General features: G+C 57.4%; 13 protein-coding genes. 7 read left to right on the top strand and 6 right to left on the bottom strand.

The features are described 5' to 3' along the window. Positions 1–8 precede the first annotated feature (8 nt). The 4 genes from FHT97_RS22455 to FHT97_RS22440 form a co-directional block, all read right to left on the bottom strand. On the bottom strand, positions 9–1,043 hold the full coding sequence (locus tag FHT97_RS22455) for a glycosyltransferase (RefSeq protein ID WP_183864296.1): 1,035 nt from the start codon (positions 1,041–1,043) through the stop codon (positions 9–11). Continuing rightward, a complete protein-coding gene (locus FHT97_RS22450) occupies positions 1,040–2,695 on the bottom strand; it encodes a Wzz/FepE/Etk N-terminal domain-containing protein (RefSeq protein ID WP_183864322.1) in 1,656 nt (551 codons plus the stop codon). Before FHT97_RS22450 ends, FHT97_RS22455 begins: the two co-directional genes overlap by 4 nt. After that, on the bottom strand, positions 2,695–4,716 hold the full coding sequence (locus FHT97_RS22445; RefSeq protein ID WP_183864295.1) for a glycosyltransferase: 2,022 nt from the start codon (positions 4,714–4,716) through the stop codon (positions 2,695–2,697). Before FHT97_RS22445 ends, FHT97_RS22450 begins: the two co-directional genes overlap by 1 nt. 218 nt (positions 4,717–4,934) lie before the next feature. Continuing rightward, entirely contained in the window at positions 4,935–5,657 is a 723-nt protein-coding gene (locus FHT97_RS22440; protein WP_183756715.1) for a sugar transferase, read from the bottom strand. A 326-nt stretch (positions 5,658–5,983) separates the two neighbouring features. On the opposite strand from FHT97_RS22440, the gene FHT97_RS22435 reads away from it, so the two are divergent. The 5 genes from FHT97_RS22435 (at position 5,984) to FHT97_RS22415 (ending at position 11,160) form a co-directional block, all read left to right on the top strand. Next, positions 5,984–7,054, top strand: a complete 1,071-nt coding sequence (locus FHT97_RS22435) for a glycosyltransferase (protein WP_183756755.1) — start codon at positions 5,984–5,986, stop codon at positions 7,052–7,054. Between the two features lie 35 nt (positions 7,055–7,089). Further along, positions 7,090–8,409 (top strand): polysaccharide biosynthesis/export family protein, encoded by a 1,320-nt coding sequence (locus tag FHT97_RS22430; protein WP_183864294.1) that lies wholly within the window; start codon positions 7,090–7,092, stop codon positions 8,407–8,409. A 184-nt stretch (positions 8,410–8,593) separates the two neighbouring features. Continuing rightward, positions 8,594–8,827 carry a hypothetical protein gene (locus tag FHT97_RS22425; protein WP_246712731.1) on the top strand — a complete coding sequence of 78 codons (234 nt, stop codon included), beginning with the start codon at positions 8,594–8,596 and terminating at the stop codon, positions 8,825–8,827. A 242-nt stretch (positions 8,828–9,069) separates the two neighbouring features. Beyond that, complete coding sequence (locus FHT97_RS22420) at positions 9,070–10,209, top strand: glycosyltransferase (protein WP_183864293.1); 1,140 nt, start codon at positions 9,070–9,072, stop codon at positions 10,207–10,209. Between the two features lie 27 nt (positions 10,210–10,236). Next, on the top strand, positions 10,237–11,160 hold the full coding sequence (locus FHT97_RS22415; protein WP_246712730.1) for a family 16 glycosylhydrolase: 924 nt from the start codon (positions 10,237–10,239) through the stop codon (positions 11,158–11,160). Here the strand turns inward: FHT97_RS22415 and FHT97_RS22410 are convergent. Further along, complete coding sequence (locus FHT97_RS22410; protein ID WP_183864292.1) at positions 11,151–12,614, bottom strand: hypothetical protein; 1,464 nt, start codon at positions 12,612–12,614, stop codon at positions 11,151–11,153. The two genes, FHT97_RS22415 and FHT97_RS22410, sit on opposite strands and share 10 nt — an antisense overlap. A 700-nt stretch (positions 12,615–13,314) precedes the next feature. On the opposite strand from FHT97_RS22410, the gene FHT97_RS22405 reads away from it, so the two are divergent. After that, complete coding sequence (locus FHT97_RS22405) at positions 13,315–14,739, top strand: phosphomannomutase (RefSeq protein WP_183864291.1); 1,425 nt, start codon at positions 13,315–13,317, stop codon at positions 14,737–14,739. Positions 14,740–14,775: 36 nt separating this feature from the next. After that, on the top strand, positions 14,776–16,203 hold the full coding sequence (locus tag FHT97_RS22400) for a mannose-1-phosphate guanylyltransferase/mannose-6-phosphate isomerase (protein ID WP_183864290.1): 1,428 nt from the start codon (positions 14,776–14,778) through the stop codon (positions 16,201–16,203). 17 nt (positions 16,204–16,220) lie between these two features. Here FHT97_RS22400 and FHT97_RS22395 read toward each other — a convergent pair whose 3' ends face one another. Further along, positions 16,221–16,913 (bottom strand): class I SAM-dependent methyltransferase, encoded by a 693-nt coding sequence (locus FHT97_RS22395; RefSeq protein WP_183864289.1) that lies wholly within the window; start codon positions 16,911–16,913, stop codon positions 16,221–16,223. Positions 16,914–17,040 lie beyond the last annotated feature (127 nt).

The raw sequence follows: 17,040 nt of genomic DNA, 5'->3' as shown, positions 1-17,040 counted from the left end.
ACAGATGTTCAAAACAGCGCCCGCAACAACCCGGTCATCGACCGGTCACCGGCATCGAGCCGATAGGACAGCCCACGACGTGCGTTGCGGTTCGGAAGAATGGCTGTGAAAAGAAGAAACGCGACCATCGCGGATCTGGTTTTGAACGAATTGCCGGTCGCCCAAATTTTGCCGATCAGGTGCCACAACAGCGTCACTGGAACGCGGTGACCCTCAGCGATCGCGAGATAGATCGAGCGTTCGAGAAAGTACTGGGTCTCGCCAACTTGAACGAGTTCTTCTGCTCTGCCAATCCGGTCAAGGATGCGTCGCAGATGCCCCATTCTATCGGCAAAGCGGGCGATCTCCCGCCGCAGGATTTGCGCATCAAGCGGACGCCCGAGACCGGAATCGTTTCGGTCGTGAACCCGGTAGCGACCAAGCGGCGTGGACAGACTGACGATGTCCCCGAAGAAGGGCGCGGCAAACAGCAGGATGCCATCAACCGCACGATCATAGGTCGCCTCCTTGAGGAACTCACAGAGATCACGGCGAAAGACATTCCCTGATGTCGGGGGGCTGGCGTAGGTCCCGTTCTTGAGCACGAGCCTCGCGAGTTCCCCGTTATCGCGGAACGAGGCCAGGTTCGGAACAGGATCACCAATTACAAGGCCGTTTCGGTCGGTGCGAACGAGCGGAAATTGAAGCTTTGCAACATTGTCATCCAGTTCTCTCAGGATGGTTTCAAGCGAGCCAGGGGCCAAGGTGTCATCAGCATCCAGGAAGAGCACAAACTGTGCGCTCGTCTTGCTCACCCCGAAGGAGCAGGCGGCGCGCTGACCACAATTGTCGATCTTGTAAGCCCTTACCGGGTGGCGCTGAATGACATCCCACGATCCATCCGTCGAACCGTCGTCGACGACAATCAGTTCGCAATCACAATGCGTCTGATCAAGGACGCTTCTAATCGCCTCATCCACATACTCTGCATAGTTCCAGCACGCGATGATCACGGCGAGACGAAGCTTGGCCGGCCCAGGCGATATGCCGGCTTCTTCGGTCATCGCCGTCCCTTGTTCAGGACGGTCCCGACGACATTGGCGCCGGACCGACGCAGGAGTTGAATTGCCTCGACGACCTCTTCGATCGTTGTCTCTCCACACTTTGCGACGATAATGACAGCATCGGCATAGGCGGCGAGCGCCATCGCATCCATCGAGCCCTGAAGCGGCGGGAGGTCGAGGATGACGTCCCCTTTTTGCCGTGTCGCCTCAAGGATCCGCTGAACCCGTGGATTGCGGAAGTCGGTAAACAGGTTCGCGTTGGTATCGCGCGAGTGGATCGGCAGAACGGCCACACCGTCGACCTGGTGAAACGAAATGTGTTCGAGGGGAAGCCCTGCGAACGCAGCATCCGCAAGGGAAGCGGTCGCGGAGGTATACACCTCTGTCTGGGCCGTTATATTGGTATCGGATGGATTCTGAAACAGCGTTACATAGCGGCCGCTTCTGCTCATCAGCTGTGCGAGACTTGACGAAATCATTGTAACGCCGGCACCCGGTGCCCAGGAAACGACCGCGATCGCGATACTGTTGTCATTGCGCAGACTGGTACAGGCAATCTCCACCGAAGTCCGCAAGTCATGAATGGCGCTGACGAAGCCCACGTCGCGCGTGCCAACGTTCCAGGGAACCCCGTTGGAATCCGGGGCAACCGGGATGGAGCCAAGGCAGGCAAGTCCACTGTCGCGGGCAAGTTCGCGCGCATCGCGAACACGTCTGTCGAGTGCCATCCGGACAGCGACAAGGCCAAATCCTCCAAGCAGGCCAAGGACGCCGCCGAGCGCAGTGATCAGGGTTTTACGAGGCGCAGATGGCGCCAGAGGCGGAAGCGCGGCGCCGATGACGCGGGCATCGGCGTCAGGTGTGGGGATCGAAGGGAGAGATCCCTCGTGCATCGCGGAACGGGCGGCCTCCATTTGCGCGGAAAGACTATCCAGGCGGCTCTGCAGCGCCTCGGTGCCGGCGCGGGCCATCTGCTCCTTGAACGCGATCGCCTGGAAGATATAACCGGAAACCACCCCGTTTGCGACCCGTGACGGCAGAGCGGGGTCGGAGGACGCATACTCCACTTCGATAACGAATGATTGTCCCACACGACGGGCATTGAGACGTTTTGCAAAATTCAGGAAGGCTGCTCTTTCGGCCTCGTCTACGAGAGTGGGGTCGCCGCTGACCGCTTCGCGCGCCCCCTTCCCCAGGCCCGTTTGCGATGAGGCGTCGCTTGGACCCAAGATCGTAATGAGGCGTTCGATAGGACCAGGCTGATTTGCCCCGAGTTCCGGGCTGTCTTTCAGACCCAGACTTTCAAACACGGAGGAAAGCAACCGTTCGGAGCGGATCGTCTGCAACTCGCTGTCGGCGCGGTTGAGGTCGAACCCCTGCTGGATCGATTCCTGTCCGGAAACCGTGGATTGGCGCGGTTCCAGGAGCAGGGTTGCCGTCGAGGTGTATGTTGGCGGGAGCGAGCGCGCGTATATGGCCGCCAAGGCAAGACCCAGGATGGTGCAGGCGATCAGGCTGACCTTATGGCGGTAGGCGAGTGCGATAACCGACCTGATGAGAACAAGGGGGCCATCAGCCGAGCTGTCAGACTGGGGCTCATCCAGGCGCCACAATCGGGAGCTGGCATCAAGGGGCCTTGGTCTGTTGAACATCATCGTGTCTCCTGCCTCCAACCGGGCTTGGGGGTTATATTTGGCCTTCCGATTTCCGCTGCTCTTTCGGGTTCCAACCGCCCGCGCAGAACGTCCGCAAGTGCAAGCAGGTTTCCCTTCGCGCGGCCCTTGCGGTCGATGAACGGCTCGGGAAAGAGCGCGCGACCAAAGTTGCTTGCCGTATTGCGGAAGACATGATCAGCGACCTTGATCAGGCTCATCGTCCCCTTCGCTCGCATGTAAAGAGGGTTGATAACCTGCGAGTATCCGAGGCGCTCGCCACTGACCCGCCCGCTCTTGACACCCATATGGACACCATATGCGCCGGACCATTTGATCAGCCGTCCACCGCGTCGCGCAAGCTCGGCTGCAAAATCGCGGTCTTCCAGCCAACCATAAAGCACCAGACGTTCATCAAACCGCACATTTCCGATTGCTGCCACACGGAATGCCATGTTGCAGCCATAGGGGCTATAAGGCTCGGTCCATTCACCGGTTGGAACGGTTGCAGTTTCAACGAGACGAACAGCGTCGTCGAACGGGATTCCAGGTCCCTTGATGCCGTCGGCGACGACATGACCGGTAAAGCTCACGACCTGACTCTCATCTCGAAAGACACGGGCCGCAGCGGCAAGCCAATCTCGATCTGCAACGAAATCGTCATCGAAGAACGCGACGATTTCCGTGTCTTGATCAAGGTGTGCGAGGGCTGTGTTTCGCTGGGCCGAAAGACCAGGTGGACCTGTTACGATCGTGACATCAGGCAGGAAGGCAAGGCTGCCTGCATCTGCCGCATCGACGCATGAAATGATGAGGGAGCTTGGCTGCAGGGTTTGCGTAGCAAGTAGGTGTCTGACTGTTGCGGACACAACGTCGGGCCTGCCGCGGGTTGCAAAAACAGCAGCGATACGCGGTGTCGGGCTCGGCTGCGGCTGATGGGTTGCAAGGCTTGCGGAGGGTTTTTCAAGGAGATCCAGATATCCCTCGGCGCTCCGCTTCCAGGAAAAGCGTCGGACATTGTCCAAGCCACGCCCTTTGAGTTCGTCGCGGAGATCCTTCGACTGCAGAAGCGATCTGACATGCTCAATCCATTGGATTGGATCGAAAGGCGATGCAAGAAGTGCTGCGTCACCGCAGACCTCCGGCATGCTGGCGCAATTTGACGAGATCACCGGGCAGCCCCGGGCCATCGCCTCGACGATCGGCAGGCCAAACCCCTCGGTCAAAGACGGGAAGGCAAGGCAAAGCGCGCGATCAAGGAGATAGGCGAGGTCGTCGTCCGATACCCGGCCGCACAGCTGCACGTTGTCCCTTCCCTGCAGCGCTTCCTGCGTGAAGATACCATCGCCGCCACCGGCAATGATGATATCGACGCCCATTTGATCGAGGGCTGAGGCAATGTCCATCAGCAGGGAGACATTCTTGTGACGGGCTCTCGATCCAAGCACCAGGACATAAGGCCGGTGGTTGCGCGACGTGAGTAAATCCGGTGCTAAGGTCGCGCGCCCGGGATCCCAACTCAGCGCATGCTCGTGGCCGTTTGGCAGGACAGCTATCGAATTGAGAGAAACAGGCAGATGCCTGGCGATCTGCCTGGCGGCTGCATGGGATACTGTTGCAATTCGCGCAGAACGGCGCGCAAGGATGGGCTGAAGGTTGTGATAGACCACACGAAATCCCCGACTATAGCTTGCAGGCGCGGCGAAGATATTGGAGTCGTGAATGCAGACGATCTGATCACTCTTGATTGCTGGCGCCGTGTTGCAGAGATTGAGAAGCCGACGGCCTCCAAGCTGAATGGGCAGGTCGACCTGCTCCCATCCATGCCCCGTCAATGCTCCTTTTGCGATGAATCCAAGGTTAGAATACCCTGGGTTTTTGGTCGCCGCCGGCGCCAGGACGATGGATTGACGAGCGCGGTCGAAACCATCCATCGCACTCACAACATTGCGCGCATAGCGTTGTACACCGGTCACGTTGTGGGTGAGGAAGCGGCCATTGACGACGAAGGAGGCGCTCATGTCAGGTTCCTCGCACGCCCAAGGCCGTGAGACGAGGCATCGTATTGATCACATGTACCAAGAATATGTCTTCCCTCCGTAATACATGGATCGAGCGCAGCCCCGTTGAAGCACTGTCACGGAGCAATCACATGGATAACATCTCCCCTTGTCTGCCGGCCAACCTGACGACGACTGAAAAGGGGAATGGCGCGGGGTATCAGCCGCGCCGCTGTCGTTCAGTAGCTGCCGCGAGAACGAAGGACTGCCGGTACGGTTTTCAGCAGAATGGCAATGTCGCCGAGGATGCTTTGCTCTCGTACGTAGCGCACGTCGAGCTGCACTCGTTCGCCATAGCTCGTGTCGCTACGACCGCTCACCTGCCACAGTCCGGTCAGTCCAGGGCGGACCTGGATGTAGTCGCTGTAGTGCACGCCGTAAAGTTCGGCCTCGCTTGCCACGATCGGCCGCGGACCGACGAGACTCATCTTCCCCTGGATCACGTTCAGGAGTTGAGGAATTTCATCGATGCTGGTCTTGCGTAGAAGTGCGCCGAATGGCGTTACGCGGGGATCATCCCGGAGCTTGCGGGTGGCGTTCCATTCCGCCCGGTGGTGCGGATTGGCAGCCAGGTGTCGTTTAAGCACCTCGTCGGCGTTAGCCACCATGGTGCGGAATTTCAGGCAGGGAAACATCACGCCATGTTTGCCAATGCGGCGATGCGCGATGAAGATTGGCCTTCCCTGCAGCACGAGAAGTGTACCCATCAAGATTGCGATCATCGGCATAAGGACAATCAGTCCCATTGCCGCAAGGACCGCATCGAGGGCATATTTTGCAATTCCGGCAACGGCTGACGAGGTGCCTCGTCTTTTCCTTTCGAAACGCCGCATTCGCTCGCTTCGAGAGTGCCGCCCCTTGTCGAAGCCGTCGAACTCTCGTCCGAGATCAAATTCTCTCATCCGCGTACTCCCACGTAATAAAAACTGTCCAGGGCACGTGCAGAAACTGCCCAAGCGGGCAAGCACAAGAACGTTAACAAGTATTAAACGATTTGACAATACATTTATTGCGCTGCACTATTCAAGGGTGCAATGCGGAAAATAAGACGTATTTCTTGGAACTTGTTGTCTTATTTTCACAATAGAACTAATCTGGCGTCTCGCAATACACATATCGAAAGCTAGATAGATTCCCTGCCCGTTTTGCGCGCCGTAATACGTGTTACCCATTCGAGTTAGTGGAGCTTTGTGTGCGAGTAGCAATCATACATTACTGGCTGGTAGGCATGCGTGGCGGCGAGAAGGTACTCGAGGCGCTTTGCGACATATTCCCCAATGCGGATATTTATACGCATGTGTTTGATCCGCGGGTGATTTCCGACAAGCTCAAGTCGCATCGAATCCAGACGACGTTCATCGGCTCGTTGCCTTATGCGCGGAAGATGTACAAGCGCTATCTACCGCTTATGCCGATGGCGCTCGAACAGATTGACCTTGGTGCCTACGACCTTGTGATTAGCAGCGAGTCGGGGCCAGCCAAAGGTATTATTCCGACCTCGCCGGCGATGCACGTATGCTATTGCCATTCGCCGATGCGCTACATTTGGAACATGTACAACAAGTACTACGAGAGTTCTGGACTGATGACCCGCCTGATGATGCCGCCCATGGCGCATTACTTGCGAACGTGGGACGTTGCGACCGCCAATCGGGTCGATGATTTCGTCGCCAATTCGACGACGGTCGCTCACCGCATCAGGAGCTATTACCGGCGCGAAGCGTCGGTCATTCATCCCCCGGTCGATACCGGTGCATTCCGGCCAGTGCCAGCATCGGAACTGGGCGATTACCACCTCATGGTCGGGGAGCTCGTCAGCTACAAGAGACCTGATCTTGCTGTCGAAGCGTTTAACCGCCTCAAGGCCAAGCTCGTCGTCATCGGCGGCGGAGAGATGCTCGATCATCTCAGGAAGATCGCCGGCCCGACTGTCACGATACTCGGTTCGCAACCTTTCGATGCTCTCAGGCACCACTATGCTCGCTGCAAGGCACTGATATTTCCGGGCGAGGAAGACTTTGGAATCGTACCGGTCGAGGCGATGGCCAGCGGAAGACCCGTCATCGCTTATGGACGAGGTGGAGCCACCGAGACTGTTATTAGCAACAAGACCGGTGTCTTCTTCCAGAACCAGGCTGTCGAGGAACTGATCGATGCCGTCGAGCGGATGGAGAGACTTGACTTCAATCCTGGCGATGCCGTTTCACGCGCTGCTGATTTCCGCCGCGAAGTTTTCATAAACCGATTTCGCACCTTTATCGAACGCGCGACAGGAACCGAGCTTGCCGTTTCGGCCTGAAGGTAACCTGGCACACGGTTGTCATGGAGCAACGCATGTCATTCAACATCGAACACCACGTCCGCGCCATAAGAAGTCTTCTCGGCCGCCGTTCAAAAGCCTGTCTCCTTGCGGCCGTATCCGTCCTGGCTTCTCTGTGCGGCCACATGGCGGCAGCGCAGGACTATCTGCTCGGACCGCAGGACGTGCTCAGGATCCGTGTTTTCGAGTGGCGCCCAAGTACCGGCGCTCCATTCGAATGGGTGCCGTTGACCGGCGAATTCGTTATTTCAGCTGCAGGCAATCTTTCCTTGCCGATCATCGGCACGGTCCCGGCGGCCGGCAAAACGCTCGAACAGGTTTCTGAATCGATCGGTGAGCGCCTGCAAAATCAGGTTGGATTGCAAAAGAGGCCGAACGCCTCGGTCGAAATCGCTTCATATCGGCCGTTCTTCGTCACCGGGCTGGTCGCGACGCCCGGCAAGTACAGTTTCAGCCCCGGTCTCACGGTCGTACAGGCCGTCAGCATGGCCGGCGGGATCGGGCCCGTTGACTCCAACCTAATTACCCTTCAGCGGGACGCGTTGTCGGGTCGCGGCGAAATACGCGCGCTTGAGGCCGAAAGGCTCGAACTGGTGGCGCGCCAGGCGCGCATCGACGCTATCCTCAACAATGATCCCGAGATCAAGTTTCCGGCCGAGTTGACCTCGCGAAAAGCGGAGCCCGGGGTTGCGCGGATGCTGACCGAGGAAGAAGCGCTCTTCGAGACCCGCCTGCGCTCCATGGAGACTGAGATCGGCTCCCTCAACCAGGCAAAAGTTCTGGCAGCCAATCAGATTTCCGCACTGAAAGAAAAGGCCGTATCGCTCGCAAAGCAGATCGATATGGCCAACAAGGATCTCGGCTCCGTCAACAAACTCGTTCAGCAGGGATTGACGGTATCGGCGCGCCAGCTCGGCGCCAATCAAAATCTCGCCGACCTCGAAAGCCGCAATCTTGACGTCTCGCTCGCCATTCTGAAGACGCAACAGGACCTTGCCAAGGTCGACCAGGATATTGGGGATGTTCGCAACCGGTATCGCATAAATGCGCTGACTGAAGCCGCTGAGCTTCGTGACCGTTTCGCCTCCAACGCCAAAAAAACCGAGACCGCCAGCGATCTTCTCAGAAATCTGGAAGTGCGCGCTCCTGCCGCCGTAGCGGCACTGGAGGAAGACAAGGATACCTATTCCTTCACGACAAGCATCAACCGCGTTGTCGACGGCAGCAATGAAAGCTTGATCGTCAGCGATAATGACCCTGTTTTGCCAGGTGACGTCATTCGCGTCGAGCGGCGGCAGCGGGGCGCCCAGGCCTCCGTTGCCGACAGCAACTAACGCTCTCAGCGCAAGGCTTTGCTCGGCGAAAGTGTGAATAGTTCTCGTGTAAGAGAATATTAGCTTGCCTATATTAGCTATTTGCCCGATGATTGTGTACGGTTACGTACGGGCGGTCGGGGTAGCGTTTATGGGTTTGACGTTGGCAATTTGTTTCGTTCTAGGCGCAGTTTCTGCGCTTCGTATGCCTATTTTGGTCTTCACCCTGGTCGTTATGGTTGTTATGGCGGCCTATGCGATCTTTAGCGTTGTGGCAGGCATGCCATTCCTCCTGGCACTCGGATTGAGCATGGCGCTCGCATCCGTGCTGGAAGCGGGCTATATTTTCACGCACGGCGTGCTGTATCTCCTCTACGTCCGGCGCGCCAACGAGATCCGCGCGCACCGGAAGATTGAATCGAAGTATACGACGGATTGAACACTATCGCGTTCCGCATCAAAAATCGCCTGCTAAATTAGCGAGTCGGCTAATCTAAAAGGCGTAGCGATATTGTTCCGGTCTTCGGCTTCCTGCCCAAAATTACTATTGCTTTTTAGACTGCACCGCACAATTATACTGTGACACGGGCGGCGCTTATTGTGCAACGCGCAAGAGTCCCATTATTCATGCCGCCCACAGCGAACACTTGTGATCAAAGCGGCGCCAAAAAGGACCCTCTTATGGAGATGAGTGCCGCCAAGCTCGGACAAAGGCATCCCTTCCCCCGCGGGTCCGCTCTTAAAATTCTTTACATCCAGCCGGGAACCCAATCGTTTGCGGGCATTGAGCGGGTCGTCGACACGATTTGCAGCAATCTGACTGAACGCTACACCGATGACTTCGATATCGACGTTCTCTACACGTCAGAACATCATAATCGGCCCTCCGAGCGCAGCTATCACACGATTGATCGACGACCGCGGGGCAGGCTCCAGCTGATGACAACCTTCAGGGATGTCATCAAGAGCAAGAAGTACGATCTCATCGTTGTTCCCCAGATCGAACCTGCGGTGATCGCGATGGCGTCCTGCCTCGGCATAAAGAGAAACTTTGTCGTCCACTTGCATGGCAACCCCAAGCGCGAACGCAGCCATCTCAAGGCACGTATCCTGTTTTTCTTGATGAAGACGTTTTTCCTTCGCCGCACCGCTTACGTGTTTGGAACCTCGCCCCGCCAACTTTCATCCTTTCGCGAGATGTTTGGCAGCAAGGTACCGCAGTGCTGGGTACCCAATCCGGTTCGCAAATTTGACAGACCAGAGGCTTTAGGTGGCCAGCCGGGATGCGTGACTTTTGTCAATGTTGGCCGATTTTCTCATCAGAAAGGCCAGGACATCCTGGTTCGCGCATTTGCCGAAGTCTACAAGCAGCGCAAGAACACACGGCTGAAGATCGTTGGGCACGGGGCGGGTGAAGAGGATCTGCGCCGCGACATTGAGCGACTCCAATTGCAAGACGTCGTCTCAATAGAACACCACCCCAATGATCCGTATCCAGCGCTGTCGACAAGCGACATTTATGTGTCGACGTCGCGCTGGGAGGGTTGGTCGCTGGCAATATGCGAAGCGCTGCGTTTCGGTCTCCCGGTCATCGCCACCGATTGCGAGTTCGGCCCGAGCGACATCCTTGTGGACGGCAGGCTCGGCCGCCTGGTTGATCCGGACGGCGGGCCCTCGCTTGTCGCCGCGATGATCGATTACTGCGATGACATCATCTTGGCCAAAGGTGATTCAGACTTCAGGAAATCGTTCATCGACCAATACAGCGAAGAGAAGGTGGTTGAGGTGCATGCCACGGCTCTGCGCGCTGCTGCAGGCTAATCGCGTTGGGCATTTCAGGAGGCCTTGATGACGAGACATGAGATGTCCCGAAGGCGGCTGCTCGCGGCCACTGGCTCGCTTGCCATTGCGGGTGTCACGCACAGACAGACTCTTGCCGGCACGGATGATCCGACCGACAATCGGCGCCTCGACTTCGAGGACAGTTTTTTGCAACTGGATTGGTCTGTCTGGCACGCAGGGCCAAAGGCCGGCACCTGGGACACCGGTTTCTACGGTCGCTCGGCCTTTTCCAGGCGGACAGGTGAAGAAGGCTTTATCCCCTACGAGATAGTGGATGATTCCCGTGCAGAAGACGGCAAGGCACTTCAGATATCGGCCAAGTATATCGGTGCTGCGATGTCTGTCCCGGCCTATTATGGAAACACCAACCCGGAATATCAGTGGATTTCGGGAAATATTCAGACTGCCAGGAAAGACGGGATCGTCACCAAGGGGTGGCGGCGGGGTTATTTCGAAGCGCGGATGCTGTTTCCAAGCCATCCTCTGACCTGGCCGGCTTTCTGGCTGATGAATGGTCGCAGCATTCTTGCTCCAAAGACCAGCATCGAGCTCGATGTCGTGGAACATAAAGGATGGGAACCGACATTGTACGGCACCTATCTGCACGAATGGGGCCAGCCCGGGGAGCATCACGAGGGTACGGGCGTGCCGACAATTGTCGACGTTACGCGAGACTACAGACGGTACGGTATTCTCGTCGATGACACCAAGTGTGTGCCTTATTTCGAACGAAAGCCAATCGTCGATACACGCACCGGCAAAACAGCAAATTGGCCGATCCACCGTTCTCCTGACCTCGACGTCGATGGGGATGTTTTCTGGCCGCTGCTCACCCTTGCGCTCAGCGCCGACATTCCCTACCCCCAGGGTCTCGGGCCCGAGCAGCTTCTAACCCATATGCGCGTTGATTATTTTCGCGTCTACGTTTGATGCTTGCGGCTATGCAAGCTCAATTGCGGATGTGAATGGCGTGCCTCGGCCGCTCTGTCGAGGATACCACTACCCCGCAGTGGCAACAGTGGGATCTCTTTCAGTCTGGCAAGAGGACGGCTGGCCGTCAGGCCGGCGAGCACAAAGAAGAGCAGACCGAGATCGACGGTCGGCCCAGCCACCAATGATCCGGCAAGCAATCCGAGACAGCCGTTGCAGGCTGCAAGACGAACGTCGGATTCGAAGGTGCGAGCCGACATGCCAGGCCGTAGCGCAGACAGCAGGAACAACAGGAAAAATACCGTGCCGGGGACGCCGACGTTGGAAAGCAGCGCCATCGGGAAGCTAGAGGTGCGCGCGGTGCCCAGACCCACTCCGAGACCCAGGGAGTCTGTAAAGTTCTGCCAGGCGGCAAGATTCCAGGATCCGCGCTCGACCGCCGAGCCGGATGTCGATTTGCTCAAGACCAGCAAATCGACGTAGTCATAGATGGTACGGAAGAGATTGTCCTGGAGCACGATGATCAATGTCAACGCAAGGGCAATCGGCGGGGCGAGCAGAACGACGCCCGTGCTGCGGCGACTCTCGGGCGAGATCCCGCATCGCAAAACCGCGGTCAGATAGAGCAGGAACAGGCATATCGGTGCGGCAATCAGACCGGTCGAGGATGTTGACAATATGATCAGCACGAACGAGCAGAGGGCGAGCAAACCGGTTGTGCCGGGGTAGCGACCACAAATCCACAGCGTGCCGGTAAATCCGAGGGCACCGAGCGTCATCCCGGCGAAGGCCGAGGCTTCCGGCCATGATCCAACGATCCGCTTCATGCCATTGACCGTATCACTGTCATGGAACGTGTACTGGGCATTGCGCATGAACTGAAGAAGCTCTTCCGTGCCGGTTGCGCTGGTAGCCAGATCAAGCAGTGCAAACATCACATTGACCGCGGCCCAGGCGAGAAGCCCGTTGAACGTCGCGCGAAAACCGGTCTTTGTCGAACAGACGGACGCGATGATGACAAAGCACAGAAGATCCGCGGTGAGGTAAATCGTCTGCGTGAGATTGCTGGAGACGGGGCCAAGGGGAACGGTACCGCCCGTCGAGGGATACTCGGATGCTCCCAGCGGAATGATATGGCTCATCCCCGCAAACAGTCTGGGAGAGAAATAGGCGGAGATCGCACCGTAGAGCAGAAGTCCGGCCAACCAGAAGGCAGGCTTGCCGAGACGAAGGGCATTGATTGCCATACCCGGCAGGGAAGGAGTTCGCAGCGCAGCAATCAGAACAAACAGCAGGAAGAGATGCGCCGGGGGCACACTGGAACCGCCGAGCGTCAACGCCGCGGCGGATCCAAGGAGCGTCAGGACGATGAAGGTTGTGACTGTCGCCCCATATCCACGCGTCAGGCAATAGAGGCCGAGAGCGACGGTGAATATTCCGATGGGCTCTATCATCCCACACGTCCCTTGAACTCAACCATAGTCGATAACCTCATATTTCCTGGCGCTGAGGAAGGCCCGATCGTTTGCCTGGTATGCGGTGGCATTTCCTTGACGTCTAGACGCCTCTGATAGAGGTATACATTAATAAGCTGGCGCTGCAATGCAGCATATATGTGGGGACAGTGCTTGAAAAGAATATACCGAGAAAGGAATAGACCAAGTCGAAATGTCGCCGCTGACCCCGTCATATTTCAGTAGTCCAACGTGTCTTTCCTTGCCGGCATCAACTCCAGCTGTCTGCAGCTTATCACACCCGCTTTGTGCATTGCAGTAAAACATGTTCGCGCTTGCAAAACTTTTCTCCTTATGTGAACCTGCATTTGAAGGGGTAACTAATTATGAAGCGTTTTACCCAATTGATGCGTGCCCCCGGCATTTATTTACGCATGCTCTGCGCTTCATGCGTATTTTTTCTCCTGTGTTGGTACCATTACGGGAGTATTGCGCTTGCGCTTTACTATAGCGTACTTTGCATAATCCTGATGCAGGTCGGTTATGTCGGAGGTGTGCTCTTCCTGATCTGGCGCGAGGCGGGTGCTCGCAAGGGGCCGTGACCTAACGGTTGCCGAAGGTTGCATGAAGACGTTGGTGCGGGCAGCGGCCTTGAAATTTTCAGTTGAGTCCAGCGTCGAATGCGTGAAGGAAGATCGGAATGAAATTCGGAACGAGCGGGCTTCGCGGCCTGTCTGTCGACCTCAAGGGCCGGGCTTCGGCGCTTCATGCTTCTGCCTTCGGTCGATACCTGCTCGACAGCGGAATGGCCCGCTCCGGTGACGTCATTCTGATCGGCCAGGACCTCAGGGACTCCAGCCCCGAGATTGCCGGGAACTGTGCTGAGGCACTTGCCAGCCTTGGTTTTGATGTCCGCGACTGCGGTACGGTGCCAACGCCGGCGCTCGCTCTTTACGGATTGAAGAAAAAGGCGGCCTGCCTGATGGTCACGGGCTCGCACATCCCGGCCGATCGCAATGGTATCAAGTTCTACCGGCCGGACGGTGAGATCGACAAGACGGACGAGGCAGCGATCACGGCTCTTGCGGCAGAATTCGATCGCGCCGGTTTCACCTTTTCCCCCAGAGGTGCGAGGATGAAAGACAGATCCGAGGAATGCCTCTCTGTTTTTCGACAACGCAACGCCACTGTTCTTCCCGCGGGCGCGCTTGCTGGCCTCAAGGTCGGCGTCTACCAGCATAGCACGGTCGCCCGTGACCTGATGGTGGAACTCCTGGAGCATTTCGGTGCGACGGTCGTACCGTTTGGCCGCTCGGATGAATTCATTCCCGTCGACACGGAAGCGGTTTCTGAAGAGACGATAGCCAAGTTGAAGGAAGCGGCGAGACATCATCGACTTGACGCTATAATTTCTGCGGACGGTGATGGTGATCGCCCATTGGTGGCCGACGAAACCGGCATGCCGTTGCGTGGCGACCTGCTTGGGCTGATCGCCTCGAACTTTCTCTGCGCAGCGACTGTCGTGACACCCGTCACGTCGAATTCCGGCCTGGAGACCGCCGGTGCCTTCAGCGTCATTCGCACGCGCGTCGGTTCTCCATTCGTCATATCAGGGATGCAGGACGCACTTGCGGTCGGCCAGGACCATGTGGCGGGTTTCGAAGCCAATGGCGGCGTACTGACCGCAAGCGAATTTGACGTCAACGGCCACGTGCTGGACGCCCTGCCAACGCGCGATTGTTTCGTGCCGATCCTTTCGACCCTCTTTCTTGCCGCCACGAAGCGCCAACCGCTTTCGCTGATTGCGGCGTCCTTCCACCTTCCTTTTGCCGCAGCCGACCGGCTTGAGAATTTTCCGGTCGAGACCAGCGGCCGCTTGATGGCCCATCTTCGCGCCAGCCCCGCCAGTCTTGCGGCCTTTCTGCAGCCGATCGGCGTGCTTGACAGCGTCAGCGATATCGATGGGCTTCGAGCCACGCTGACGGATCGACGTATCATTCATTTCCGCCCCTCCGGCAATGCTCCGGAAATGCGCTGCTACGCGGAGGCGCAAAGCGAAGCAGCCGCTCAGGACTTGCTACGTGCAGGCCTGGAACGAATCCTGTGGTGGGCGCAGGCGAATTGATTGGCAAAGCAAAGGTAGTTTTCGAGGACACACCAAATGACACAGAAGATCGTTCCCGTAATCATGGCTGGTGGCAGGGGCACACGTCTGTGGCCGCTATCGCGTGCCGCAGCTCCTAAGCAGTTCATCCAGTTCATCGGCGATAAGACATTGTTCCAGGAGACGCTTCAGCGCGTGTCCGATCCCGCGCTTTACGATGCACCTGTCGTGCTCACGAACGAAGAATTCCGGTTTCTCGTCGCCGAGCAGGCGCGTGAACTGGATATCGACCTCGCCGCCATCCTGCTTGAGCCGGTTGCCCGCAATACGGCTGCAGCTGTGGCTGCAGCCGCGGCCATTGTCGGCAAACGCTTCGATGGAGACACGATCATGCATGTGCTCGGCTCCGACTACGAGATCGTCGCCGACGACACCTATTTCGACTGTGTACGCATCGCTGCCGCCACGGCAGCCCAAGGCAAGCTGGTGACGTTCGGTATCCAGCCGACCGAACCGGCTACAGGTTACGGCTATATCGAAGGCGGCGAAACGCTGGCGACAGGAGCCCGCACGGTAGCACGCTTCATTGAGAAGCCACCTCTCAACAAGGCAGAGGATATGGTGGCGACAGGCGGGTTTTATTGGAATTCCGGGATGTTCATGTTCTCGGTCTCATGCCTGCTCGATGAGTTGCGCACCCACGCTCCGGAGACGATCAGGGCCGCTGATGAAGCCGTTGAGAACGCAAAGACCGATCTCGACTTCATCCGTCTCGACAAGGCAGCTTTCTCCGCTGCCCCGAACATCTCGATCGACTACGCGATCATGGAGAAGACGAGCAACGCCGCCGTCGTCCCCTCGCCGTTCAAGTGGTCCGACCTCGGCAGCTGGGATTCCGTCTGGAAGAGCGGTAGCCGCGATGAATATGGCAATGTGGCAGCCGGCAATACGACGGTCGTCAACACCAAGAACTCGCTGATCATGACACATGGTGTACACCTCGCCGTCCAGGGCATGGACGATATCGCTGTCATCGCCAGCGAGGACGCCGTCTATGTCGGCCGACTGCAGGACAGCCAGGACGTCGGCAACCTCGTGAAGATGCTCGCCGCCGCGCCTAAGACATCGCAGCTGACCGAGACCCATCCCACCTCCTACCGGCCTTGGGGCGGCTATACCTCGGTGCTGAACGGCGACCGCTTCCAGGTGAAACGCATCTTCGTCACGCCGGGCAAGAAACTGTCACTACAGAAGCACCACCACCGCTCCGAGCATTGGATCGTCGTCAAGGGCACGGCCGAGGTGACCATCGGCGAGAACGTGCAGATGCTGAGAGAGAACGAATCCGTCTACATCCCGCTCGGGGAAGTCCATCGCCTGGCCAACCCGGGCAAGATCATGCTCGAGCTGATCGAAGTCCAGACAGGATCCTATCTCGGCGAAGACGATATCATCCGTATCGTCGACGAGTTCGGCCGCAGCTGATTGACCGCCGATCGATCCTATTCTGCCAGGACAAGCAGAGAGTAGCCTCCGAGGACCCTGACCGTAAGGTCAGGGTTAAGGGGGAACAGAAGTTTTCTTGGCAGGCTCATTAGCCTGCTGCTGAAGGCCTGTTTCGGCAGCTCGATGCGGCTTGCGGTATAGGCATGATCGACAATCCTATATCCGCAATCCGTCAGGCTGGCGAGCGCCGTATCCTTGAAGAAATAGTGGAGATGGCCGACGTTCTTGCGAAGGTTTGTAATTGGCCAGCCTCTGAGGACAGACTGAACCGACAGATCCAGGGGGATGTGGAAGATCTTGTAGCGAGCAAGGCCACGCAGACCCTTGATGAAGGAAAGATAGTCCTCCACGTGCTCGATCACGTCGGCGATGACGAGAAGATCGTAGTGTAGGTCCGGTTCCTGGAGAATATCTTTCAGATGGAAGGAAACATTGCTCGTCGTTTTCAGGCTGGCCCTTTGAAAGGCGTGGGGGGCGACCTCATAGCCGTCAAATTTTGCCTGGGGGTAGGTTCGGGCCAGGTTGAGCAGGATCTCGCCGGTACCGCAACCAACCTCGCAGAGACTGGAAAAGCTGATCCTGTTCTTGTCGATGATCTTGGAGATTTGTGCAGCTTTCCATGGTGAATCTTCTTCATGCCATGTTGGGTTCAAGTCGGCGTACTGATTTGAAATATAGATCTGCTCCACCGAACGCTCCCGTTTCACAACCTTCCACGGGTGCAGCCACGATTCTTTCGGGCAACACCGAACAAAGGCCCCAATAGCAAGTGCAACAATAGAGCGATTGAGGTTTCTCGAAGAAACGCGCCCTCGT

Origin of the sequence: Rhizobium sp. BK399 (genome assembly GCF_014194695.1) — a bacterium.
Taxonomy (GTDB): domain Bacteria; phylum Pseudomonadota; class Alphaproteobacteria; order Rhizobiales; family Rhizobiaceae; genus Rhizobium.
This window is presented reverse-complemented; position numbering and strand designations above follow the sequence as displayed.

Coding starts and splice junctions, on each gene's coding strand:
- FHT97_RS22455 (WP_183864296.1), bottom strand. CDS start 1,043: ATGACCGAAGAAGCCGGCATATCGCCTGGGCCGGCCAAGCTTCGTCTC.
- FHT97_RS22450 (WP_183864322.1), bottom strand. CDS start 2,695: ATGTTCAACAGACCAAGGCCCCTTGATGCCAGCTCCCGATTGTGGCGC.
- FHT97_RS22445 (WP_183864295.1), bottom strand. CDS start 4,716: ATGAGCGCCTCCTTCGTCGTCAATGGCCGCTTCCTCACCCACAACGTG.
- FHT97_RS22440 (WP_183756715.1), bottom strand. CDS start 5,657: ATGAGAGAATTTGATCTCGGACGAGAGTTCGACGGCTTCGACAAGGGG.
- FHT97_RS22435 (WP_183756755.1), top strand. CDS start 5,984: ATGCGTGGCGGCGAGAAGGTACTCGAGGCGCTTTGCGACATATTCCCC.
- FHT97_RS22430 (WP_183864294.1), top strand. CDS start 7,090: ATGTCATTCAACATCGAACACCACGTCCGCGCCATAAGAAGTCTTCTC.
- FHT97_RS22425 (WP_246712731.1), top strand. CDS start 8,594: ATGCCTATTTTGGTCTTCACCCTGGTCGTTATGGTTGTTATGGCGGCC.
- FHT97_RS22420 (WP_183864293.1), top strand. CDS start 9,070: ATGGAGATGAGTGCCGCCAAGCTCGGACAAAGGCATCCCTTCCCCCGC.
- FHT97_RS22415 (WP_246712730.1), top strand. CDS start 10,237: ATGACGAGACATGAGATGTCCCGAAGGCGGCTGCTCGCGGCCACTGGC.
- FHT97_RS22410 (WP_183864292.1), bottom strand. CDS start 12,614: ATGATAGAGCCCATCGGAATATTCACCGTCGCTCTCGGCCTCTATTGC.
- FHT97_RS22405 (WP_183864291.1), top strand. CDS start 13,315: ATGAAATTCGGAACGAGCGGGCTTCGCGGCCTGTCTGTCGACCTCAAG.
- FHT97_RS22400 (WP_183864290.1), top strand. CDS start 14,776: ATGACACAGAAGATCGTTCCCGTAATCATGGCTGGTGGCAGGGGCACA.